Below are 22,205 nucleotides of genomic sequence, written 5' to 3' on the forward strand. Positions count from 1 at the left end.
AGCGTGCATGCCGCAGCCCCGAAGGCGTATCCGGCCACGTACGCACCCTGTCGGACCGGGGGCCGACGCGAGCATCATGTGTCCGCAGCCTGCTACCTGAAGCCCGAGGGGAGCAAAGCGATGGGAACGGAGACGGACACCGCCGCGGCGGTCGCGGGGCCCGGACGGCAGCGGCAGCCCGGCCGCGTGGCCGTGGACTGGCTGACGACCACGGACCACAAGAAGATCGGGCATCTCTACCTGATCACGTCGTTCGTCTTCTTCCTGGTGGCCGGGCTGATGGCGCTGATGATGCGCGCCGAGCTGGCCAGGCCGGGGCTCCAGCTGATGAGCAACAACGAGTTCAACCAGGCCTTCACGATGCACGGCACGATCATGCTGCTGCTCTTCGCGACGCCGACCTTCGCCGGCTTCGCCAACGAGATCATGCCGCTCCAGATCGGCGCGCCCGACGTCGCGTTCCCCCGGCTGAACATGCTCTCGTACTGGCTGTTCCTCTTCGGCGGCCTCATCGTCCTCGGCTCGCTGCTCGTCCCGAGCGGCCCGGCGAACTTCGGCTGGTTCGCGTACGCCCCGCTCAGTGGCCTGGAGCGGTCCCCCGGCATCGGCGCCGACCTGTGGATCATGGGCCTGGCGCTCTCCGGCTTCGGCACGATCCTCGGCGCGGTCAACTTCCTGACCACCATCATCGGGATGCGCGCCCCCGGCATGACCATGTTCCGTATGCCGGTCTTCACCTGGAACGTCCTGTTCACCTCGATCCTGGTGCTGGTCGCCTTCCCCGTGCTGGCGGCCGCGCTGCTGGTCCTGGAGGCGGACCGGCGGTTCGGGTCGATGGTCTTCGAGGCCGAGAACGGCGGGGCGCTGCTGTGGCAGCACCTCTTCTGGTTCTTCGGCCATCCGGAGGTCTACATCATCGCGCTGCCGTTCTTCGGCATCATCACCGAGATCATCCCGGTCTTCTCGCGGAAGCCGATCTTCGGTTACGTGATGCTGGTCGGCGCGACCATGGCCATCACCGGGCTCTCGCTGGTCGTCTGGGCGCACCACATGTTCGCGACGGGCGCGGTGCTGCTGCCCTTCTTCTCCTTCATGTCGTTCCTCATCGCCGTCCCGACCGGAGTGAAGTTCTTCAACTGGACGGGGACGATGCTCAAGGGCTCGCTCTCCTTCGAGACGCCGATGCTGTGGGCCGTCGGCTTCCTGGTGAGCTTCCTCTTCGGCGGCCTGACCGGCGTCATCCTCGCCTCACCGCCGCTGGACTTCCACGTCACCGACTCGTACTTCGTGGTGGCGCACTTCCACTACGTCGTCTTCGGCACGGTCGTCTTCGCGACCTTCGCCGGTTTCTTCTTCTGGTGGCCGAAGTTCACCGGCAAGATGCTCGACGAGCGGCTCGGCAAGATCCAGTTCTGGACGCTCTTCATCGGCTTCCACACCACGTTCCTGGTCCAGCACTGGCTGGGCGCCGAGGGAATGCCGCGCCGGTACGCCGACTACCTGGCGGCCGACGGCTTCACGCTCCTCAACACCGTCTCCTCCATCGGCGCGTTCCTGCTCGGCCTGTCCACGCTGCCGTTCCTCTACAACCTCTGGAAGACGGCGAAGTACGGGACGAAGGTCGGCGTCGACGATCCGTGGGGCTACGGCCGTTCGCTGGAGTGGGCGACCTCCTGCCCGCCGCCGCGCCACAACTTCGTCACCCTCCCCCGCATCCGCTCCGAGTCGCCCGCCTTCGACCTGCACCACCCCGAGTTCGCGGCGCTCCAGCGGGCCACCCAGGTCAAGCCCGCGCCCCTCGATCCAGAGAGCGCGCGAGGAGATCACGGGCCCACCGGATCCGCTCCGTGAGCTCCGGCGGCTCGACCACCTCGAAGTCGAAGCCCCTCAGCATGATGTGAATGACCAGCTCGTCGAGGCTCGCAGCCCCGGTGCGCAGCAGACAGCTGTGCTCGTCGACGGCTTCGAGGACGCCGTCGCTCGGCGAGACCGCCTGCCGCGCCTCCTCCAGGGGCGCCAGCAGCCGGACCACCGCCGTCGCGGCGTACGCCCCGGTGGACACGCCCTCGCAGACGTACGCCGCGAGGTCCTCGGCCGGGGGATCGCGCGGGACGAAGCGCGGGCCGTGCGGGGGCGTGGGGGTGATCCGGTCCGCCCGGAACGTACGCCAGTCCGAGCGGTCCAGGTCCCAGGCGACGAGGTACCAGCGGCGCTCGGTGCACACCAGGCGGTGCGGCTCGACGGTCCTGCGGGTGGAACTGCCGCCGTGGTCGCGGTACTCGAAGCGCAGCCGCTCGCTGTCCCGGCAGGCGTTGGCCAGTTCGGTCAGCACCGAGGCGTCGACGGTGGCCGCCCCAGGGCCGCGCAGCATGGGGACGGTGAAGGCGTTGAGCGCGCCGACGCGGCGGCGCAGCCGGTTCGGCAGCACCTGTTCCAGCTCGGCCAGCGCGCGTACGGACGTCTCGCCGATGCCCTCGATGCCCTGTCCGGCGGCGGTGCGCAGCCCGACCGCGACGGCCACGGCCTCCTCGTCGTCGAGCAGCAGCGGCGGCAGTTCGGCGCCCGCGCCGAGCTGGTAGCCGCCGCCCGTGCCGGGGCTGGCGTTGACGGGGTAGCCGAGCTCGCGCAGCCGGTCGACGTCGCGGCGCACGGTGCGCGGGGTGACGCCGAGCCGCTCGGCCAGGTCCGGGCCCGGCCATTCGCGGTGGGCCTGGAGCAGCGAGAGCAGGCGCAGCAGACGTGCCGAGGTCTCCAACATGGAGGCGAGTCTGCCAGGGCTCGCGGACAGCCAGTGTCCTCAAGCCCTGGCCGTTCTGCTCTACTTCTGCCCCTGCTCCTGTCCCTGCTCCGGCTCCTGCTTCGCGGTGTCGAGCCGCACGCTGAGGTCGTTGTCGACGGTGAAGTACGGGTACGCCGTGGTCGGCCGGGTCACCTTCGGGCCCTGGACCGGCAGGACCGGGTAGCGGAAGACGCCCTTCTTGTCCCACACGTCGTCCAGGATGCGCCCGACGCGTATCCCGGCCGCCTGTCCGGGCTCCGCGTCCGCCGGGCACAGCCACAGGTCCCACAGCCGCTGCTCGTCGCCGCGCCCCTCGGCCAGCGGCTCGTACTCCAGGGTGAAGGTGAACGTGCCGTCGTCCCGGACCGTCACCGGCGCCCGGTACACGTCCTTCTTCGCGCCGCGCAGCCTGGCCTCGACGACCATCGCGCCGCCGCCGGGCCCGGTGCCGTACAGCCGCCCCTCCAGCGTCATCTCACCCCGCGCGAAGGTGAGGGTCCCGGCCTCCGCGTGCGGCGCGCGCAGCCAGCAGCGCACCGCGAGCTTGCCGTCGAGCGTCGGGTACGGGATGCGTACCGCGACCTGGGCGCGCCCGGGGTCGGGGGCACGGTCGACGAGCGAGCGCAGGTCCCTGATGCCGGGCTCGATGCGCTGTTCCCCGGCGTCCTCGTCCCCGTGCGTGGTGAAGGCGTCCCAACGCCCCTCCGGTATCTCGACCGTGCTCGGCAGCACTGCGCGCAGCCGGCCCTCCCCGGCGGGCGTGAGCGGCAGCCGCATGACGTCCGCGGCCGTCTTCCCGCCGCGCCGCCGCAGTACGAGCACGGCGCCCGGCGACGCGTCCCCCACGATGTCGAAGGTGATGCCGCCCGCGGAGTCCGCGATGCAGTCGGCGCGCGGCGGCTCCGTGCGGGTCGAGGTGCTGGTCATGCGGTCTGCCCTTTCCGGAGCACGGAGGCGGCCTTGTAGCGGAGGGAGTACGCCCCGTCGAGCACCGCTCCCCGGGCCAGGTACAGCGCGTCGTGGGTCCGGCTGCGGGAGCGGCCGTGGGAGCCGCGCGAGACCAGTTCGGTGAACAGTGCCTCGTGGCGCTCGGCGACGAGTCCCGGATCGAAGCGGGCGGAGCTTTCGAGCGCGGCCGCGCCCATGGCGCGCCGCAGCTCGTCGTCGTTGATCAGTCCGAGAAGCGCGTCGGCGACCGCGTCGGTGTCCCCGACCGGCACCAGCCGTCCGTCGGATCCGTCGGTGATGATCTCGCCGGGTCCGTGCGGGCAGTCGGTGGAGACGACCGGCAGTCCGGAGCGCATCGCTTCGACGATGGTCATGCCGAAGGACTCGTGGTCGGAGGTGACCGCGGCGATCGAGCCCTTGACCCACTCGGGTTCGATGGGGCTGGCCGGTCCCATCAGGAAGACGTGGTTGTGGAGCCCGAGTTCGGCGACGAGGGCGTGCAGGGCGTTCTTCTCGTTGCCGCTCGCGTCGCCGCTGCCGTAAATGCGCAGCCGCCAGTCGGGCCGGGCGGTGACGACCTTCGCGAAGGCCTTGATCAGCAGGTCGTACCGCTTGACCTTGTGGAGCCGGCCCGCCGCGACGACCCACTTGGCGCTGGAGTCGGCCGGGGCGACGAGCGGCGCGGGCACGCTGTTGGGCACGGCTTCGATCCGTACGCCCGGCAGCTTGAGGCGGGTGCGGTACGCGTGGGCATCGGCCTCGGTGACGGTGGTGACGGCGTCCAGCAGGCCGTAACGGTGGCTCAGTTCGCGGCGCAACCGGTAGCTGTGACCGGCGAGCGTGAGGTGTTCCTGGCCGACCCGCACCGGGCCGCGCCTGGTCTGCCGGCTGATGTGCACGTTGAGTCCGGGGCGGGTGCCGACGACGACGTCCGCCTCCGTGGACTTCAGGTGCGTGGCGATACGGGCGTCGGTGAGGCGGCTGTACTGCTTGTGGCGGCCGTCGCCCGCCGGGAACACCTTGGCGGGGAGCGCGAACCGCTCGTCGTCACCGTCGTATCCGTGGCTCTTCTTCCGCAGATCCACCAGGTAGTCCAGGCGTACGCCGGCGGGCGCGCCCATCGCCGGCTCGTCGCGGTGGCGGAAGACCGAGACGATCTCGACGTCGTGCTGCTCGGCCAGCGCCTGGGCGAGGTTGAACGTCGTACGGATCGTCCCGCCGATGCCGTACGCGTTGTGGAGCAGGAAAGAGATGTGCATACGCCGACGAGACCCCCAGATCTTCAGCGGACCGATCTTGTCCGCCTGCTTACAGAAATGGACTGTACTGGGCTGAAACCGATTGCTCTGGGTCGCATCAAATCGTTCTAATACGGTTGTGACATCGATAGCACAAGCAGGCAACCAAACCGCCGTTCTACGCATCAGGGCCGGTAGGGAAGCTGCGGAACGGTGAAGCAGTTGCGCGTCATGTCACCCCCCTGCGTCACCCATCCGGCCCCGTCCCGCCACCGCGCCACCGACAGGCACGTGTGCCGCGACGCGGGCGGCTCGGCCCGTCGCTCGTACGACACGGGAAGCAGCAGTCCGCGCGCGGTGTACGGCTCTTCGCGGTTCAGGTACGCCTCGACGCACGCGCGCGTGAGCGCCCGTCCGCACGACTTGGCGGCGTCCGTGAACCACATCGCGGCCGCCCAGCCCTCCAACTGCCACTGGGAGAGCTCCCGGTCCTTCCCCGCCTCGCGCATCGCCTCGCGGAACTCCCGTACGGCCGGATGGCCCACGTCGTCGTAGTTGCGGCTGGATCCGGTGGCCCACTGCGTGTTGCGGCAGCGTGGCGCGTTCCTGAAGTCCTCGGGAACGGCGGACGACCAGTTCTGCACATTGGTGACCTTGGCGGTGATCCCGACGCCGACCGCGTCCATCGCCTCGCACAGCTGAACGTTGCCGTGCGTGTCCATCGCGTCGAAGACCAGGTCCGCCCCGCGGTCCTTGAGGTCCGCCGCGACAGCACGGAAGTTGGGCAGGGCGAAGTCGACCTGTTCCGTGACGACCCGGTAGCCCTCGGCCCGCAGGCCCTTGGTGACCAGCCGAGCGTACGCCGCCGACGCGGCCTGGTTGTAGGAGACCACGGCGGCGGTGCGCGCGCCGTGCTCGCGCTTGAAGTAGCGGTAGACCTCGGTGCCGCCGTAGAGCGTGCCGTTCCAGCCCGGCTCGCCCCCGGTGCGCGGGGCGTCGCTGCCGTAGATCCCGTACAGGTGGGGGTAGGTGTCGTACGCCGGACCGATGGGCTGGCCGCCGATGTCGGGGACGCCCGCGGCGGCGACGCGCGGGGCGCCCGCGTACTCCAGGGCCGTCGTCGCGACCAGCGCGAAGACCTTCCGCTCGTCGAGGAGCCGGTGCACGCAGTCGTTGTTGCCGACGCCGCTGCCGCCGTCGTCGCAGGTGAACACCTCGACCTTGCGGCCGTCGATGCCGCCGCCCGCGTTGAGCGCGTCGAAGTAGGCCAGGGCGCCGTCCCTCGGTCCGGTGAACGCCGCGCCGCCGACCGGGCTGGTGGCGCTGGTGATGATGCCGATACGTACCGGCTCGGCCTTCCGGGCGGGCGGCGGGGCGCTGCGGCGGCCCTCGAAGTCGCGCTCGGGCAGCCTGCTGCCGCACGCGGCGCTCAGCAGGAGGAGCGCCGCGAACAGCAGGCATTCAGCAGCCCGGAGGGACAGGCGCATTGCCGCTGACCTGGACCAGCGCGCACAGGGTCTTGACGGAGACCTTCCACACGTCGCCCTGGAGGACGGAGGTGCCCTTGCTGTCGGGCAGCGCGGGCTGTCCACCGACGAGCAGGTCGTACGTCACATCCGCCTCGGTGGCGGAGGTGAACTTCACGTCCTTGACGTCCACCGAGGACCTCTTGGCGTTCGGGTCATCGGCGAAGGCGGTCAACAGGGAGCGCATCCGCTCGCCGTTCTGCAGCACCTTCGCCTTGGTCTCCACCGACGCCTTGGGGTCGAAGAACGTCTTCCAGCTCTTCTCGACCGCCGCCCTGGCCGCCGCGGGGTCGGCGGGCGCGTCCCGCTCCGGGATCGCCGGAGGGCTGGTGCCGACGGCGGGGGAACGCGGCGGTGCCTCGGGGGCGTCGTTGTCGTCCCCGCACGCGGCGGCAGCGGGTACCAGGATCAGCATGGCGGCGGCCGCCCAGGCCGCTGTTCGAGGGTGCCTGCCGTATCTGCTGTGTCTGCCCTGTCTGCTGAGGACCATCTGGCTCACCACCGGGTGTCCGATCGGGCCGTTCGGCCCGATGCTTCCAGGGTCTGACGCTTCGGGGCATAGTGCAACGTATCGCCACGAAGGGCAGGCCCGTACAGCCCGACAAGTGCCTTGAGGGGGTACCGGTGCACAGGACGCGACCGCGCGACGACAGGCCGCCGCGCCCCGTGCCGCACCCTGTCCGGCGCCCGCTGCTGTGGGCGGGCCTGGCGGCGCTGGTCTGCGGGGCCGTGCTCTGCGTGACCGGGTGGTACGGGGTGTCCGGCGAGCGCTTCGCGGAGCGGCAGCTCCCGTACATCGCCTCCTGCACGGTGCCCGGTGCGGCGCTGATCGTCGCCGGTGCGGTGCTCCTCGCGCGCGGCGACCGGGGGCCGGCGGCCACGGACGACACCGAGACGGACACGGACGCCGGGGCGGAGCCGTTGGAAGGAGCACCCACGCCGCCGCCGTCCGCGGAAGGCCCTCTCGTGCGGGTCCCCGGCGGGACGCTGCTCCACCGGCCCGACTGCCCGCTCGTCACCGGCAAACCGGGCGCCGCGCCGCCCGACGACCCGTCCGGTCTTGGCCTCTGTCCGGTCTGCGAACCCGGACCGCCCGCATCCTCCCCCGAGGCCTGACACGGTGTCGTCGCTGACCTACGACCTCACGCTGGCGGGGCTCGCCGTCGGCAGCGCGGCGGCGCTCACCGGCATCGGACTGATCGTCACCTACCGCGCGACCGGCGTGCTGAACCTGGCGCACGGCGCGATCGCCATGGTCTGCGCGTACGTACTGCGCCAACTGGCCGTGGAATGGGACTGGCCACTGCCCCTCGCGGCCGCCGTGACGCTGGTGGTGGTCGCGCCCGGCATCGGACTGCTGCTGGACCGCGCGGTGTTCCGGCCGCTGGCGGTCCTCGGCAGCGGTCCCGCGCAGACCCTGGTGGCCTCGATCGGCGTATTCGTCCTCCTCGTCGGCGGCGCGGCGCTGCTGTGGGGCACGGGAGCCCGCGCGGACGCGCCCGTGCTGCTCTCCGGCGACCCGTGGGCGCAGTTGGCGGCGGTACTGGTCCTCGCCGCCCTCGTCGACGCGGTCACGCGGTGGACGCGGTTCGGGCGGGAGCTGCGGGCGGTCGTCGACAACCGTCCGCTGGCCGCGCTGGGCGGGACGGACACGGACCGGGTGGCGGCGGCGGGCTGGGCGTTCGGCTCGTTCACGGCCGGACTGACGGGCGTACTCCTCGCTCTGTACGTACGCCTGGACCCCTACGGGCTGCCCCTCCTCGTCGTCGAGGTGATCGCGGTGGCGGTGCTGGCGCGGATGCGGAGCCTGCCGGTCGCGGTGGGCGCGGCGCTGGCGATCGGGGTGGCGCAGGCGCAGTTGACGCGTGTGCACCCGTCGTCCGCCTGGGCCGAGCCGCTGGTCCAGGCGGTCGGCGCGAACCTCTTCGTGGTGGCGCTGCTGATCGCGGCCCTGACGGTGCCCGTGACGGACACCCGCGCCGCGCTGCCCAGCACCTCGGCCCCCGCCCCCGCCCTCCCGCCCACGCCGCCGGTCGCGTGGCTGGTGGCGGGCGTCCTTTTCCTCCTCCCGTTCGGCTTCGCGGGCTCCGACCTCCAGACGTCCGTCCAGGTCCCGGCACTGGCGGTGATCCTCCTCTCGCTGGTGGTGGTGACGGGCCGGGGCGGTCAGATCTCCCTGGGCCAGGCGGCGTACGCCGGTCTGGGCGCCCTCTTCACCGCGCTCCTGGCGGCGGGCCGCTTCCCCGGCCTGCCGCCCATGCCGGAACTCCCGGCGCTGGCCGTCGCGGTGGTGCTCGTGGCCCCGCTCGGCGTACTGCTCGGCTGGCCGGCGATCGGGCGCCGGGGCCTCGCCCTGGCCCTCACCACCCTCGCGTTCGGCGTCGCGGTGAGCCGCTTCGTCTTCGCGCAGCCGTACGCCACGGCCGGCCTCGGCCTGGACCGCCCGGCCGGCTTCCACTCCGACCGCGTGTACTACGCCCTGGAACTGACCCTGCTGGCCGCCGCCCTCCTGTCGGTGGCGGCGCTGCGCCGTGGCCGCACGGGCCGCGCGCTGGCGGCGATGCGCGACCACGAGACGGGTGCGTCGGCGGCGGGCGTCCCCGTCCCCGCCCTGAAGCTCCTCACCTTCGTCACGGGCGCGGCGCTGGCCGCCCTGGGCGGCGGCATGCTGGGCCTGGGCCTGCGCGCGTTCGACCCGGCGGCGTACGACCCGGTGCGCGCGCTGCTGTGGTTCGCGGCCGTGGTGGTCCTGGGCGCCGACAACCTCCTGGGCGCGTGCGCGGCGGCGGCGCTCCTGGTGGGCGTGGACGCGGGTGTCGGGGGAGGCGCGGCGGCAGCGCTGATCGGCGTACTGGCGGTGCTGCTGGGCCGCCACCCCTGGCCGACCAGACCACCGTTCCCCCACCGCGATCAAACCCCCGGCCCCCGAACCCCCCGGCGACGGCACCCTCACCCCCCGGACGGCCTGATTCCCCCACCAGCCACTGCTCCCCCAGCACGCCCTGCTTCCTCGGCTACGCCGCAATTTCCAGCCCGTCCGGCGTTTGAGGACCGGGGTCCGGGGCGGAGCCCCCACGCGGCGGAGCCGCAAAGTGTCGCTGCGGGGAGGGGTGGGTCGGGGAAGGCCCCGCGCAGCGGGCCCGCAGCCAGGGAGAGGCGGCGGCGGGGCGGCTCACCCCGAGCCCCCCTCACCGCCCACGCCCTACGCCTCAGCTACGGCGCGTACACCGCCCTCGACGGCGTCGACCTCACCGTCGAGCCCGGCCGCGTGACCGCACTGGTCGGTGCCAACGGAGCCGGCAAGAGCACCCTCTTCCACTGCCTGAGCGGCACCCTGCGCCCCGACTCCGGCCGGGTGGAGCTGAACGGCGCGGACATCACCCGCACACCCCCACACACCCGCACCCGCCTCGGCATCGCCACAACCTTCCAGGAGCTCGCCGTCTTCCCCTCCCTCACCGTCGAGGAGAACGTCGCGCTCGGCGCCGAGCAGGGCCACGTGCGACACGGCGACCCCACCGCCCTGGAAGCCGTACTGCGCCTCCTGGACCTCGCGGGCCCCGTCCGCCACCACCGAGCCGCCGCCCTCCCCACCGGCACCCTGCGCCGCGTGGAGCTCGGCAGGGCGCTCGCGGGACGCCCGCACACGCTCCTCCTCGACGAGCCCGCCGCCGGGCTCGACACCGCCGAGGCGCAGCGCCTGGCCCGCGTCATGGCCGCACTCGCGGCCGACGGCATGGCCGTGCTCGTCGTCGAGCACGACCTCGACCTGGTCGCGGACATCGCCCACACCGTGCACACCATGACGGCAGGGCGCATCACGCCATGAGCATCGAGATCGAACTCCGCCGCGCCCGCGTCCGCTACGGCCCCCTGGAGGCCCTGCACGGGGTGGACCTCCCCGTCCCGGCGGGCGGCGCCCCCACCGTCCTGCTCGGCCGCAACGGTTCCGGCCGTACAACCGTCCTGCGCGCCCTCGCCGGTACGGTGCCCCTCGCCGGCGGCCAGGTCCTGTGGCGCGGCACGGACGTCACCCGCCTGCGCGCCCACGACCGCGCCCGCCGCGGCCTGTGCTTCGTACCGGACGGGCACGCCGTCCACCCGTCCCTCACCGTCGCGGAGAACCTCGAACTCGCCCTCGCCGTACCACTCGCCGCACCAGGAGACGACATCACTCCGGCGCTCACCGCCTACCCGGCGCTGCGCGCCCTCCTCCCCCGCCGCGCGGGAACCCTCTCCGGTGGCGAGCAGCGGATGCTGGCGGTCTCCCGCGCGTTCCTGTCCCGCGCCCGCGTGGTCCTCCTCGACGAACCCACGCAGGGCATGTCGCCCCCGATGGCCGCCCGTACGTACGAACTGCTCGCCGCACTCGCCCCCACCACGACGGTCGTGCTGGCGGAGCAGAGACTGCCGCCCGCTCTGCTGAGCCGGACGACGCGGCTCCCCGTCTTCGTGCATGAACTGCGCCGCGGAGCAGTGGTGTTCAGCGGAGAGGCGTCAGAACCGCGGTACGCGCAGTCCCGCCCGTCGCCGACGGAATGACGAGCATGGTCCCGGTACGGATCCGGTCCGGGTCGCGGCCGATCACCTCCGCGTTGGCCTGATGGAGCGCCTTCCAGCCGCCCCGCACCCGGTAGCGGCGGGCGATCGAGGCGAGCGTGTCACCGGCCTGCACCACATGCATCCGGCCGACGAGGTGGTAGCGCTTGGAGCAGGCGGGCCACGCCTTCCACCCCTGGGTGGCGAGCACCTTCTCCGCGACCTTGATCTGCTCCGCGCGGGTGGCGAGGTCGGCGCGCGGGGCGTACGCGAGCCCGCCGTGCTCCGCCCATGTCGACTGCCGGAACTGCAGTCCGCCGTAGTAACCGTTCCCGGTGTTGATGTGCCAGTCACCGCCGCTCTCGCACTCGGCGAGGCAGCCCCAGGGCCACTCGTCCGCGACGCAGCCGCCCACCGACGGCGTGCCGGGACCGGGCACGGGCGTCGGTGGCGCGGGCGGCAGTGGCGCGGCCTGGGCGCCCGTCGGGACAGCGGCCCGCGCGCCCGTCGGGCAGAGGGCCAGCAGTACGGCGAGCAGGGCGACCGGCAGGCAGCGGGACTGCGGCAGCTTCGGCATCGCGCCACGCTAAGCATCGCCTTCGCACCGGCTCACGTGCCGCGCGGCGGACAGGGAAAGCCCCACCCGGTCGGCGGACGGTACATCAACCGGGCGCCGAAGGGCGCCGACCCGGCCGACGAGTTCGATTCCGTTCCCCTCTACGCGTGACCCCGGCGACAGATCACCCGTTGTCTTCTTGACGAGCCGGGAACCGCCCGGCACCCGCACCGAGTCCGAGGAGTCCCCGTGCCGCGCATGCTCGACGTCAGCGACGACGTACGCGCCGAGATCGGCAACGAAGAAGCCGACCGTCTGCTCGCCGGCGAGAACGCCCCGGGCAACTACGACTGCACCTCCTGCCGCACCCAGGGCGACTCCGAACTGGAGCGCACGAGCACCGTGCTCTTCGTCGGCGACGAAACCGCCGTGCTCGCGTTCGCCCACGCCACCTGTATTCCTTCGCAGGTCGTCCAGGTGGCGGAGGAGCAGCTCCAGGGCGCCGTACGCAGCATCACGGGCGGCGCCCCCGACCTCCCCGGCGCCGAGAAATTCGGCGGCTCGCCCGACCAGGCCGTGCTCGGGATCACCAGCGGCCTCGTACTGATCAACGGTCGGCTGCACCCGGCGCTGGTGGTCGAGCCGAGCGGCCCCGTCGCCCGCCCCGGTTCCGGCGGCACCACCGACGAGTTCCTCGCGCTCGTCACCGAGCAGGGCTTCCGGCCGGTCACCGACATGAACCAGGTGCCCGCTCCGCTGCCCGGCTGGTCGGTCCTGCTCGCCATGGGCCAGCTGCACGCCGTACTCCAGCCCGGGGCCGCCGGCGGCAGCCCGGTCTCCTGGTGGCAGGCCCACCAGCCGCTCCAGGTCACCGATGGCTGGCGGACAGCGGCCAACAAGTCGAGCACCGTCCTCGTCTACACCGCGCCCGCCGGTTCGATCGGCCAGCAGCCGCGTGAGGACCTGCTGCGCAGCGCGCTGGAGCGGGCCGCCGCCCGTGGCGTGCTGGCCGCCGCCGCCATGCCGCTGGCCGGCACCTGACGGGCACGGGCCTTACGACGGGTCCCTGCGCACCGCTCACCCCCGCCGAGCAGGGAATCCCCTGCTCGGCCCGCATCCGACGGGCGCTGGGGTCGTTGGCACATACGTGCACTCATACGACCCCCCACGCCATCAGCCGTACCAGAGCCCGATCCCCGCGATGCGTCCCTCGCGGGAGACCCGGGCCGAACCCTCGCACACCCCGATCTACGACGCGCTCTACTTGGAGTACCGCAGGTCCTTCCGGGCGCTGCCCGGCGACCGCAGCGGCGAGGAGGAACTGGGGTTCACGGGCTTCGCCGGGCCGCGCCACGGCCAGGGCTCCACGAGTCACACCGGTCAGGGAACGCACGGCGGCCACACCGGCTTCTGGCGCGTCACGAGCAGCGACAGCAGCACCACCCCCCACAGCAACGGGCGGCAGCACACCGGGAATCGCTTCCCGGCCGCGCTGCCGCCCGCTCCCCGTCGGGGCTTCTAGGCACTCGGCCCAGGGCCTGTCCGCGTCACTTCTTGCGGCCGCGCTTCTCGCGCACCCGCACCGAGATGTGGATCGGCGTGCCCTCGAAGCCGAACTCCTCGCGCAGCCGGCGCTCGATGAAGCGCCGGTAACCGGCCTCCAGGAAGCCGGAGGCGAAGAGCACGAACCGCGGCGGCTTGGCTCCGGCCTGGGTACCGAAGAGGATGCGGGGCTGCTTGCCGCCGCGGACCGGGTGCGGGTGGGAGGCGACGATCTCGCCGAGGAAGGCGTTGAGCCTGCCCGTCGGGATGCGCGTCTCCCAGCCTGCCAGCGCGGTCTCGATCGCCGGGACCAGCTTCTCCATGTGACGGCCGGTCTGAGCCGAGACGTTCACCCGCGGCGCCCACGCGACCTGGGCGAGCTCGGTCTCGATCTCGCGCTCCAGGTAGTAGCGGCGCTCCTCGTCGAGGGTGTCCCACTTGTTGTACGCGATGACCAGCGCGCGGCCCGCTTCGACGGCCATCGTGATGATGCGCTGGTCCTGCACGCTGATGGACTCGCTGGCGTCGATCAGTACGACCGCGACCTCGGCCTTCTCGACAGCGGCGGCGGTACGCAGCGAGGCGTAGTAGTCCGCGCCCTCCTGGAGGTGAACGCGGCGGCGGATGCCGGCCGTGTCGATGAACTTCCAGGTGATGCCGCCGAGCTCGATCAGCTCGTCGACCGGGTCGCGCGTGGTGCCCGCGACCTCGTTGACGACGACGCGGTCCTCGTTCGCCACCCGGTTCAGCAGCGACGACTTGCCGACGTTCGGGCGGCCGATGAGCGCGATACGGCGCGGGCCGCCGGTGGCCAGACCGAAGGACTGGGCCGGGGCCTCCGGCAGGGCCTCCAGGATGGCGTCCAGCATGTCGCCGGTGCCGCGGCCGTGCAGCGAGGAGACGGGGTGGGGCTGGCCGAGACCGAGCGACCACAGCGAGGCCGCGTCCGCCTCGCCGCTCAGGCCGTCGACCTTGTTGGCACAGAGCACCACGGGCTTGCCGGCCTTGCGCAGCAGCCGTACGACGGCCTCGTCGGTGTCGGTCGCGCCGACCGTGGAGTCGACGACGAAGACGACCGCGTCGGCGGCCTCGATCGCGTACTCCGCCTGGGCGGCGACGGACGCGTCGATGCCGAGGACGTCCTGCTCCCAGCCGCCGGTGTCGACGATCTTGAAGCGGCGTCCGGCCCACTCGGCCTCGTAGGTGACGCGGTCACGGGTGACGCCGGGCTTGTCCTCGACGACGGCCTCACGGCGGCCGATGATGCGGTTCACCAGGGTCGACTTGCCGACATTGGGGCGGCCGACGACGGCGAGGACCGGCAGCGGGCCGTGACCGGCCTCGCCGATCGCGCCTTCGACCTCTTCGGGGTCGAAGCCCTCCTGCGCGGCGAGCTCCATGAACTCCGCGTACTCGGCGTCGCCAAGTGCTCCGTGCTCGTCGCCGGAGTGAATCTGGTCGTTCATGAAGTCCGTTCCTCGTTCATCATCATCGATGGACCACCCGATTCGCGCGGTCCACTACTCAAGTCTCGCCTAGCGCCCGGTGAAGCGCCTGGCACTTTCCAGGTGGGCGGTCAGCCGCTCCTGGATACGTACGGTGGCCTCGTCCAGCGCCTTGCGCGTGCGCCGTCCGCTGCCGTCCCCGGCCTCGAAGGGGTCACCGAAGACGACGTCCACCCGGCTGCGCAGCGGCGGCAGCCCGCGTATGAGCCGGCCGCGGCGCTCCGTACTGCCGAGCACCGCCACCGGGACGATCGGCGCCCCGCTGCGTACGGCGAAGTACGAAAGCCCGGCGCGCAGCGACGCGAAGTCGCCCTCGCCCCTCGTGCCCTCGGGGAAGATCCCCAGCACCCCGCCGTCCGCCAGCACGCCCAGCGCGTTGGAGATCGCCGTGCGGTCGGCGGTCGTACGGTCCACCTTCAGCTGCCCGATTCCGCGCAGGAACGGGTCGAGGGGGCCGACGAACGCCTCTTTCTTGATCAGGAAGTGCACCGGCCTGGGGGCCGTCCCCATCAGCATGGGACCGTCGATCATGTGCGAGTGGTTCACCGCGAGGATCACCGGACCGCTCATGGGCACCCGCCAGGCACCCAGGACGCGGGGCTTCCACAGCCCGTACATGAGGCCGATGCCGATGCCGCGTCCGACCGCCGCACCACGCAGTGTGGGTGCGGTCACTTCGCGGCCCGCTTCCCCTCGACCAGGGTAACGACACACTCGATGACCTGCTCCAGCGTGAGGTCGCTGGTGTCGACCTCGACCGCGTCGTCCGCCTTGGCGAGCGGCGACGTCTTGCGGCTGGAGTCGGCCGCGTCCCGCTTCAGCAGGGCCTCGCGGGTCGCGGACACGTCCGCGCCCTTGAGCTCGCCGCTCCGGCGGGCGGCGCGCGCCTCGGGAGACGCGGTCAGGAAGATCTTGAGGTCCGCGTCCGGCAGCACGGTCGTACCGATGTCGCGTCCCTCGACGACGATGCCGAGGCCGGCGCCCTTGGCGATGGACCGCTGCAGCTCGGTGATGAGGGTGCGCACCTCGGGCACGGCGCTCACGGCGCTCACCTTGGAGGTGACCTCCTGGGTGCGGATCGGCCCGGAGGCGTCGATTCCGTCCACCGTGATCGTGGGGGCGGACGGGTCGGTGCCGGAGACGATCACGGGCTTGCCCGCGGCGTCCGCGATGGCGACGGGGTCCGTGACGTCGATGCCGTTGTTCAGCATCCACCAGGTGATCGCCCGGTACTGGGCGCCGGTGTCCAGGTAGCTCAGGCCGAGCTTGGCGGCGACGGCCTTGGAGGTGCTGGACTTGCCCGTGCCGGAGGGGCCGTCGATGGCGACAATCACTGCTGCCGGGGCGGTCCGGGCGGCGGTTTCCACGGTGTAGGACACCTTCCTGGTACACGGGCTTGGGCGGGCGGAGGCCCAACGGACCCCACACAAGGTTACCGAGTCCCCGGGCCCGCCCTCGACGCCCATACGAAGCCCCCACAAACCGGACACCGCCGTGGACCCTGGAGGCCGCTACCGGCGGAGCCACTGGCGGACGGCGGAGCCGGCTACTGGCGGATCGACCAGCCCCGCTCCCGCAGTGACGCGGTCAGCCCGGGTGCGGCCGCCGGTTCCACCATGAGCTGGACCACGCCCGCCTGCTGGCCCGTCGCGTGCTCGATGCGTACGTCCTCGATGTTGATGCCCGCACGCCCCGCGTCGGCGAAGATCCTCGCCAGCTCGCCGGGACGGTCGCTGATGAGGACGGCGACGATCTCGTACGCCGACGGGGCGGCGCCGTGCTTGCCCGGCACCCGCTCGCGGCCGGTGTTGCCGCGCCGCAGCACGTCCTCGATACCGTCGGCGCCGCTGCGGCGCTTCTCGTCGTCGGCGGACTGCAGGGCCCGCAGCGCCTGGACGGTCTCCTCCAGGTCGGCCGCGACGCCGGTGAGTACGTCCGCCACCGGGCCCGGGTTGGCGGAGAGGATCTCGACCCACATCCGGGGGTCGGAGGCGGCGATGCGGGTGACGTCCCTGATCCCCTGGCCGCACAGCCGTACCGCCGTCTCGTCCGCGTCCGCGAGCCTCGCTGCGACCATCGAGGAGACGAGCTGCGGGGTGTGCGAGACCAGTGCGACCGCACGGTCGTGGGCGTCCGCGTCCATCACCACGGGGACGGCCCGGCACAGGGCGACCAGCTCCAGCACGAGGTTGAGCACCTCGGTGTCGGTGTCGCGGGTGGGGGTGAGGACCCAGGGGCGGCCCTCGAAGAGGTCGGCGGTCGCGGCGAGCGGGCCGGAACGTTCCTTGCCGGACATCGGGTGCGTACCGATGTACGACGTGAGGTCGCAGCCCAGCGCCTCCAGCTCGCGGCGCGGTCCGCCCTTGACGCTGGCGACGTCGATGTACGCGCGGGCGAGCCCGCGCCGCATGGCGTCGGCCACCGTCGCGGCCACGTGCGCGGGCGGTACGGCGACGACGGCCAGGTCGACGGGCCCCTCGGGCGCCTCGTCGGTGCCGGCGCCGAGGGCTGCGGCGGTGTGGGCCTGCGCCGGGTCGTGGTCGGTGAGGTGGACGGCGACGCCGCGCCCGGCGAGGGCGAGGGCCGCGGAGGTGCCGATGAGGCCGGTGCCGATGACGAGGGCGGTTCTCACTGGGCGATGTCCTTGCGGAGGGCGGCTGCGGCGCCGAGGTAGATGTGCGAGATGGAGGACTTGGGCAGGTCCGACTCGACGTGCGCGAGGATCCGTACGACACGGGGCATGGCACCCGCTATGTCCAGTTCCTGGGCGCAGATGAGCGGTACGTCGACGATGCCGAGCTTGCGCGCGGCGGCGGCCGGGAAGTCGCTGTGGAGATCGGGGGTGGCCGTGAACCAGACGCTGATGAGGTCGTCCGGGGTGAGCCCGTTGCGCTCCAGGATGGCCGCGAGCAGCTCGCCGACCCGCTCGTTCATGTGCCCGGCCTCGTCCCGCTCCAGCTGGACGGCCCCACGCACCGCTCGTACTGCCACGTCGTGCTCCTCGCTCCGTACCTCTTGTGCCCCTGCATGATTCAGCCTAGTTGGGCGGGAGCCCCGCCTGCTTTCACGGGCCTGTTCGGGCTACGGACGCCACTCTCTGCCTGTTTCGCTCCTCGGGTGCTTCGTCCTGGGGGTGTTCGGCGCGAAGATGCTGCTGCTTCGCGCCGGGGCCGCCGGCACATGGCTGGACATGAGACGACTTGAGGAGCATGTGATGGGCAAGGTTACGAGCCGCCGGGCGGTCCTCACGGCCGCCGCCGGGGCGGCGGGCAGTGCGCTGGCGGCCGGTTGCGGCGGGAACGGCGACGAGAACGGCGGGGGCACCGAAGAGACCGAGCCGGCGCCCTCGGAGCCGCCCGGGGACTCGCCGCCCGCCGAGGACCCGCCCGGCGGCCGGGCGCTCGCCGGGACCTCGGAGATCCCGGTGGGAGGCGGCAAGGTCTTCGAGGGCGAGAAAATTGTGGTGACGCAGCCGGAGGAGGGCACCTTCAAGGCCTTCTCCGCGGTCTGCACCCATCAGGGCTGCACCGTCGCCAGTGTCGAGGGCGGCACCATCAACTGCGCCTGCCACGGCAGCAAGTTCCGGGTCGCGGACGCTTCGGTCGCGAACGGTCCGGCCCGCAGGCCGCTCCCGCAGCGGCAGATCACCGTGGAAAGTGGCTCGATCCGGCTGCCCTGACTGCGGCACAATCCGCAGCATGACCGAGCCCGCCGCCCCGCCTGCCACTCCCACGCCCGAGGACCTCATACGCGACCACACGGTCTACTCCTGCGTGATGGGCTCGCGCGCCTTCGGCCTGGCGACGGACGGCAGCGACACGGACCGGCGCGGTGTCTTCGTCGCGCCGACGCCGCTGTACTGGCGCTTCGAGAAGCCGCCGACACATGTCGAAGGGCCGGCGGACGAGCAGTTCTCCTGGGAGCTGGAACGTTTCTGCGAGCTGGGCCTGCGCGCCAACCCCAACATCCTGGAGTGCCTGCACTCCCCGCTGGTCGAGCACGTCGACGCCACCGGCCGCGAACTGCTCGCCCTGCGCGACGCGTTCCTCTCCCGCCGGGCCCACCAGACGTTCGCCCGGTACGCGGCCGGTCAGCGCAAGAAGCTGGAGGCGGACGTACGGCAGCACGGCGCCCCGCGCTGGAAGCACGCCATGCACCTGCTGCGGCTCCTCGGGAGCTGCCGCGATCTGCTGCGCACGGGCGAGCTGGTGATCGACGTCGGCGAGGACCGCGAGCGGCTGCTCGCGGTCAAGCGCGGCGAGGTGACATGGCCGGAGGTCGAGCGCCGGATGGAGGTCCTGGCGGCGGAGGCGGAAGCGGCCGAGCCGAAGAGCCCCCTCCCGGCAGAGCCGAACCGCCCCCGCGTGGAGGACTTCCTGCACCGCACCCGCCGCGCTTCAGCCCGCTGACGGACCGCGCGCAGACGCTACTCGTACACGCTCATGGATCAGGCGTCCCAGAGCGCGCCGAGGGACAGCAGCTCACTCCGGTACTCGATGTGCTCCGCCCACTCGGCGGGCCACACCGCCGCGCCCAGGTGCGCTCCCGCGAACGCTCCCGCCAGGCAGGCGATCGAGTCCGAGTCGCCCTTCGTACACGCGGCCCGTCGCAGCGCGGTGACCGGCTCGCCGGGGAACTGCAGGAAGCACAGCAGCGCGGTCGCGAGCGCCTCCTCGGCGATCCATCCGTCGCCCGTCGCCAGGCAGGGATCCGTCTCCGGCGACGGCGTACGCAGCGCCGCCGCCAGCCGTTCCAGTACGGCCAGGCACTCGTCCCAGCCCCGCGCCATGAACGCCTCCGGCGAGGCGTCGTGGGCGTACGTCCAGAGGTCGCCGAGCCAGCGCTCGTGGTACCGGGTGCGGTTCTCGTACGCGTACGAACGGAGCAGCCCCACCAGCCCCGTCGGCTCCGCCCCCTGCGCGAGCAGGTACACCGCGTGGGCCGTCAGATCGCTCGCCGCCAGCGCCGTGGGGTGCCCGTGCGTGAGCGCCGACTGCAACTGCGCCGCCCCGGCGCGCTGCTCCTCGCTGAGCCCCGGTACGAGCCCGAGCGGCGCGACCCGCATGTTGGCCCCGCATCCCTTGGAGCCGAGCTGACTGGCCTGCTGCCAGGGCCGGTCGCCGTCGAGCAGCCGACAGGCGACGAGACAGGTGTTGCCCGGCGCCCGGTTGTTCTCCGGCGAGTGGTACCAGGCGACGAACTCCTTGCGCACCAGCTGCGCGAACCGCTCCGGACCGGCGACGCCGCGCTCCGACGTCTCGCGTATCGCGCGTCCCAGTGCGAGCGTCATCTGGGTGTCGTCCGTGACGATCGCGGGTGACGGCAGTTCCATCTCCCGCCACGGCCCGCACTTGGCGAGGATCGAAGGTACGTCGTTGAACTCGGTCGGGAAGCCCAGCGCGTCCCCGAGCGCGAGTCCCACGAGAGCCCCGGTGGCTGCCTGCTTCATACGGACCGTTCTCCTTCGGATCGTCGTTCTGATCGTTCTGACCGTCGTTCGGGGCGCAGCAGTGGTGGATGCAGAGCGGCGGCGGTCCCGGACCGGTAGAGCGCGGCCGGTTTCCCCCGTCCGCCGGTACGCCGGGGCGCCCCTTGCACCGGCTCCACGAAGCCGGGCGAGGCGAGCACCTTGCGCCGGAAGTTGGGCCGGTCGAGCTCCACGCCCCAGACCGTCTCGTACACCTGCTGGAGCTCGCCCAGCGTGAATTCGGGCGGGCAGAAGGCGGTGGCCAGGCAGGTGTATTCGAGCTTGGCGCGGATGCGCTCCCGCGCGTCGGTGATGATCCGCGCGTGGTCGAAGGCGAGCTCCGGCAGGCCGCCGACGGGCATCCACTGCGCGTGCGCCGCGTCGCCGCCGCCGCGCGGCTCGGGCAGGCCGGGCACGAGCGCGGTGTACGCGACGGAGACGACGCGCATCCGCGGATCCCGGTCGGGATCGCTGTACGTACGCAGTTGTTCCAGGTGGAGCGCGGTGGCGGACTCCTGCGACAGGCCGGTCTCCTCGGCCAGTTCACGCCGGGCGGCGTCCTCGGCGCACTCGCGCGGCAGTATGAAGCCGCCGGGCAGCGCCCACGCCCCGGCGTACGGCTCCTGTCCGCGCCGGATCAGCAGCACGTGCAGCCGGCTCTCGCGCACGGTGAAGACGGCGAGGTCGACGGTGACGGCGAACGGCTCGAAGGCGTGCGGGTCGTACTTCGTCTCTTCGTTCATCGCTTCTCCGCAAGGGGATGGGCGAGGGAGCCCGGACACAGGTCACGGTCACCACCGCCCGCGCCGCCGTCGGCCGGGCCTGGTCCACCCCCGTGGGTCCAGGTCCGCCGGCCTTGGGCGGCGGGGCGATGACGCCCGCCCCTTTATGGTCAAAGTGACTATAAAGGTGTTCCGTGTCGATCCACAAGCGGCAAAAAGCCCCGGCAGGTTCCTGTACGCACAGGAACCCGCCGGGGCTTCGGGTGAAAAGGGGCGTCGGTTACAGACCGACTTCCTTCATCAGCATGCCGACCTCGGTGTTCGTGAGGCGGCGCAGCCAGCCGGACTTCTGGTCGCCCAGCGGGATCGGCCCGAAGGACGTCCGCACGAGCCGCTCGACCGGGAAGCCGGCCTCGGCCAGCATGCGGCGCACGATGTGCTTGCGGCCCTCGTGGAGGGTGACCTCGACCAGGTAGTTCTTGCCGGTGTTCTCGACGACACGGAAGTGGTCGGCGCGGGCGTACCCGTCCTCCAGCGCGATGCCGTCCTTGAGCCGCTTGCCGAGGTCGCGCGGGAGCGGTCCCTGGATGGCGGCGAGGTAGGTCTTCTTCACGCCGTACTTGGGGTGGGTGAGACGGTGGGCCAGCTCGCCGTGGTTGGTGAGCAGGATGATGCCCTCGGTCTCGGTGTCCAGCCGGCCCACGTGGAAGAGACGCGTCTCACGGTTGTTGACGTAGTCGTTGAGGTTCTGGCGGCCGTCCGGGTCGCCCATCGTGGCGACGACGCCGGCCGGCTTGTTGAGCGCGAAGAAGAGGTGCGACTGGGTGGCGACCGTCAGGCCGTCGACCTTGACCTCGTCCTTGTGCACGTCGACCCGGCGGCCCTGCTCGGTCACGATCTCGCCGTTGACCTCGACGCGGGCCTGCTCGATCAGCTCCTCGCAGGCGCGCCGCGAACCCATGCCGGCGCGGGCGAGGACCTTCTGCAGGCGCTCACCCTCCTGCTCGGCTCCGGGGAACGTCTTGGGCGTCTTCACCTGGGGCTTGCTGTGCCGCTCGCGTACGCGCTCCTCGAGCTTGGCGTCGAGCTCGCGCGGACGGGAGGGGGCACTCTGCGGGCCACGGCGCAGACCGGGAGTCCTGAAGCCGCCCTGCGGTGCCTTGGGGCCACCCTTGGCGCCACCGCGCGCGGACGCGCCACGGCTGCCGGTGCCCGAGGCGCCGCCGGCGCCGCTGCCACCACGACCTGCGCCCGCGCCACCACGACCGGCGCCCGCACCCGCACCGCCACGGCCCGCGCCGGCTCCACCACGACCCGCACCCGCGCCACCGCGACCCGCGCCGGCTCCACCCGCACCCGCGCCACCGCGCCCGGCGGGGGCTC

At 72.3% G+C, this 22,205-nt stretch carries 22 protein-coding genes; 8 read left to right on the forward strand and 14 right to left on the reverse strand.

Annotated features, from left to right (window positions below; genetic code table 11):
• Positions 1-120 precede the first annotated feature (120 nt).
• A complete protein-coding gene (gene ctaD / locus J7E91_RS29865) occupies positions 121-1,851 on the forward strand; it encodes a cytochrome c oxidase subunit I (RefSeq protein WP_251016465.1) in 1,731 nt (576 codons plus the stop codon).
• Here ctaD and J7E91_RS29870 read toward each other — a convergent pair.
• From J7E91_RS29870 to J7E91_RS29890, 5 genes are all read right to left on the reverse strand, one after another.
• Positions 1,784-2,758 carry a YafY family protein gene (locus J7E91_RS29870; protein ID WP_214909844.1) on the reverse strand — a complete coding sequence of 325 codons (975 nt, stop codon included), beginning with the start codon at positions 2,756-2,758 and terminating at the stop codon, positions 1,784-1,786. The two genes, ctaD and J7E91_RS29870, sit on opposite strands and share 68 nt — an antisense overlap.
• A gap of 60 nt (positions 2,759-2,818) precedes the next feature.
• On the reverse strand, positions 2,819-3,706 hold the full coding sequence (locus J7E91_RS29875; protein WP_214909846.1) for a transferase: 888 nt from the start codon (positions 3,704-3,706) through the stop codon (positions 2,819-2,821).
• A complete protein-coding gene (locus J7E91_RS29880; RefSeq protein ID WP_214909847.1) occupies positions 3,703-4,986 on the reverse strand; it encodes a glycosyltransferase family 4 protein in 1,284 nt (427 codons plus the stop codon). Before J7E91_RS29880 ends, J7E91_RS29875 begins: the two co-directional genes overlap by 4 nt.
• Positions 4,987-5,150: 164 nt before the next feature.
• Positions 5,151-6,452, reverse strand: coding sequence for an ABC transporter substrate-binding protein (locus J7E91_RS29885; RefSeq protein WP_214909850.1), 1,302 nt, complete (start codon positions 6,450-6,452; stop codon positions 5,151-5,153).
• Positions 6,427-6,981: a hypothetical protein gene (locus J7E91_RS29890; RefSeq protein WP_251016466.1), complete on the reverse strand. Its 555-nt coding sequence runs from the start codon at positions 6,979-6,981 to the stop codon at positions 6,427-6,429. Before J7E91_RS29890 ends, J7E91_RS29885 begins: the two co-directional genes overlap by 26 nt.
• A gap of 176 nt (positions 6,982-7,157) precedes the next feature.
• Between J7E91_RS29890 and J7E91_RS29895 the strand changes: the two genes are divergently transcribed.
• Genes J7E91_RS29895 through J7E91_RS29905 form a run of 3 tightly spaced genes read left to right on the forward strand, consistent with a single transcriptional unit; the run spans position 7,158 to position 11,033 of the window.
• Entirely contained in the window at positions 7,158-7,607 is a 450-nt protein-coding gene (locus J7E91_RS29895) for a hypothetical protein (protein WP_214909880.1), read from the forward strand.
• 4 nt (positions 7,608-7,611) lie between these two features.
• Positions 7,612-10,320, forward strand: coding sequence for an ATP-binding cassette domain-containing protein (locus J7E91_RS29900; RefSeq protein ID WP_214909854.1), 2,709 nt, complete (start codon positions 7,612-7,614; stop codon positions 10,318-10,320).
• Positions 10,317-11,033 (forward strand): ATP-binding cassette domain-containing protein, encoded by a 717-nt coding sequence (locus J7E91_RS29905; protein ID WP_214909856.1) that lies wholly within the window; start codon positions 10,317-10,319, stop codon positions 11,031-11,033. Before J7E91_RS29900 ends, J7E91_RS29905 begins: the two co-directional genes overlap by 4 nt.
• On the opposite strand, the gene J7E91_RS29910 is transcribed toward J7E91_RS29905, so the two are convergent.
• A complete protein-coding gene (locus J7E91_RS29910; protein ID WP_214909858.1) occupies positions 10,975-11,607 on the reverse strand; it encodes a transglycosylase family protein in 633 nt (210 codons plus the stop codon). The two genes, J7E91_RS29905 and J7E91_RS29910, sit on opposite strands and share 59 nt — an antisense overlap.
• 228 nt (positions 11,608-11,835) lie before the next feature.
• On the opposite strand from J7E91_RS29910, the gene J7E91_RS29915 reads away from it, so the two are divergent.
• Together J7E91_RS29915 and J7E91_RS29920 are read left to right on the forward strand one after the other, a co-directional pair.
• Positions 11,836-12,627: a hypothetical protein gene (locus J7E91_RS29915; protein WP_214909860.1), complete on the forward strand. Its 792-nt coding sequence runs from the start codon at positions 11,836-11,838 to the stop codon at positions 12,625-12,627.
• A gap of 160 nt (positions 12,628-12,787) precedes the next feature.
• Entirely contained in the window at positions 12,788-13,108 is a 321-nt protein-coding gene (locus J7E91_RS29920; protein WP_251016467.1) for a hypothetical protein, read from the forward strand.
• 25 nt (positions 13,109-13,133) lie between these two features.
• On the opposite strand, the gene der is transcribed toward J7E91_RS29920, so the two are convergent.
• The 5 genes from der to aroH all read right to left on the reverse strand — a co-directional run bounded on the left by der (position 13,134) and on the right by aroH (position 17,624).
• Complete coding sequence (gene der, locus J7E91_RS29925) at positions 13,134-14,594, reverse strand: ribosome biogenesis GTPase Der (RefSeq protein ID WP_214909864.1); 1,461 nt, start codon at positions 14,592-14,594, stop codon at positions 13,134-13,136.
• Positions 14,595-14,663: 69 nt separating this feature from the next.
• Positions 14,664-15,251 carry a 1-acyl-sn-glycerol-3-phosphate acyltransferase gene (locus J7E91_RS29930; RefSeq protein WP_214909882.1) on the reverse strand — a complete coding sequence of 196 codons (588 nt, stop codon included), beginning with the start codon at positions 15,249-15,251 and terminating at the stop codon, positions 14,664-14,666.
• Positions 15,252-15,304: 53 nt separating this feature from the next.
• Positions 15,305-16,012 (reverse strand): (d)CMP kinase, encoded by a 708-nt coding sequence (cmk, locus tag J7E91_RS29935; protein WP_308377498.1) that lies wholly within the window; start codon positions 16,010-16,012, stop codon positions 15,305-15,307.
• A 167-nt stretch (positions 16,013-16,179) separates the two neighbouring features.
• Positions 16,180-17,265, reverse strand: a complete 1,086-nt coding sequence (locus J7E91_RS29940; RefSeq protein WP_214909868.1) for a prephenate dehydrogenase — start codon at positions 17,263-17,265, stop codon at positions 16,180-16,182.
• On the reverse strand, positions 17,262-17,624 hold the full coding sequence (gene aroH, locus J7E91_RS29945) for a chorismate mutase (RefSeq protein WP_214909870.1): 363 nt from the start codon (positions 17,622-17,624) through the stop codon (positions 17,262-17,264). Before aroH ends, J7E91_RS29940 begins: the two co-directional genes overlap by 4 nt.
• A 199-nt stretch (positions 17,625-17,823) precedes the next feature.
• Here aroH and J7E91_RS29950 point away from each other — a divergent pair, with 199 nt between their 5' ends.
• Together J7E91_RS29950 and J7E91_RS29955 are read left to right on the forward strand one after the other, a co-directional pair.
• A complete protein-coding gene (locus tag J7E91_RS29950; protein ID WP_374224798.1) occupies positions 17,824-18,312 on the forward strand; it encodes a Rieske (2Fe-2S) protein in 489 nt (162 codons plus the stop codon).
• Positions 18,313-18,331: 19 nt separating this feature from the next.
• Positions 18,332-19,042 carry a DNA polymerase beta superfamily protein gene (locus J7E91_RS29955; protein WP_214909872.1) on the forward strand — a complete coding sequence of 237 codons (711 nt, stop codon included), beginning with the start codon at positions 18,332-18,334 and terminating at the stop codon, positions 19,040-19,042.
• A 38-nt stretch (positions 19,043-19,080) separates the two neighbouring features.
• Here the strand turns inward: J7E91_RS29955 and J7E91_RS29960 are convergent, their stop codons facing one another.
• The 3 genes from J7E91_RS29960 to J7E91_RS29970 all read right to left on the reverse strand — a co-directional run.
• A complete protein-coding gene (locus J7E91_RS29960) occupies positions 19,081-20,082 on the reverse strand; it encodes an ADP-ribosylglycohydrolase family protein (RefSeq protein ID WP_214909874.1) in 1,002 nt (333 codons plus the stop codon).
• Positions 20,079-20,843, reverse strand: coding sequence for an NUDIX domain-containing protein (locus J7E91_RS29965; protein WP_214909876.1), 765 nt, complete (start codon positions 20,841-20,843; stop codon positions 20,079-20,081). The genes J7E91_RS29960 and J7E91_RS29965 overlap by 4 nt, the downstream gene beginning before the upstream one ends.
• Before the next feature lie 259 nt (positions 20,844-21,102).
• Positions 21,103-22,205: pseudouridine synthase (locus J7E91_RS29970; protein ID WP_214909878.1), on the reverse strand; the 1,103-nt coding region annotated here is incomplete at its 5' end.

Source organism: Streptomyces sp. ISL-99 (assembly GCF_018614005.1).
In the GTDB taxonomy this organism is placed as follows: Bacteria; Actinomycetota; Actinomycetes; order Streptomycetales; family Streptomycetaceae; genus Streptomyces; species Streptomyces flavidovirens.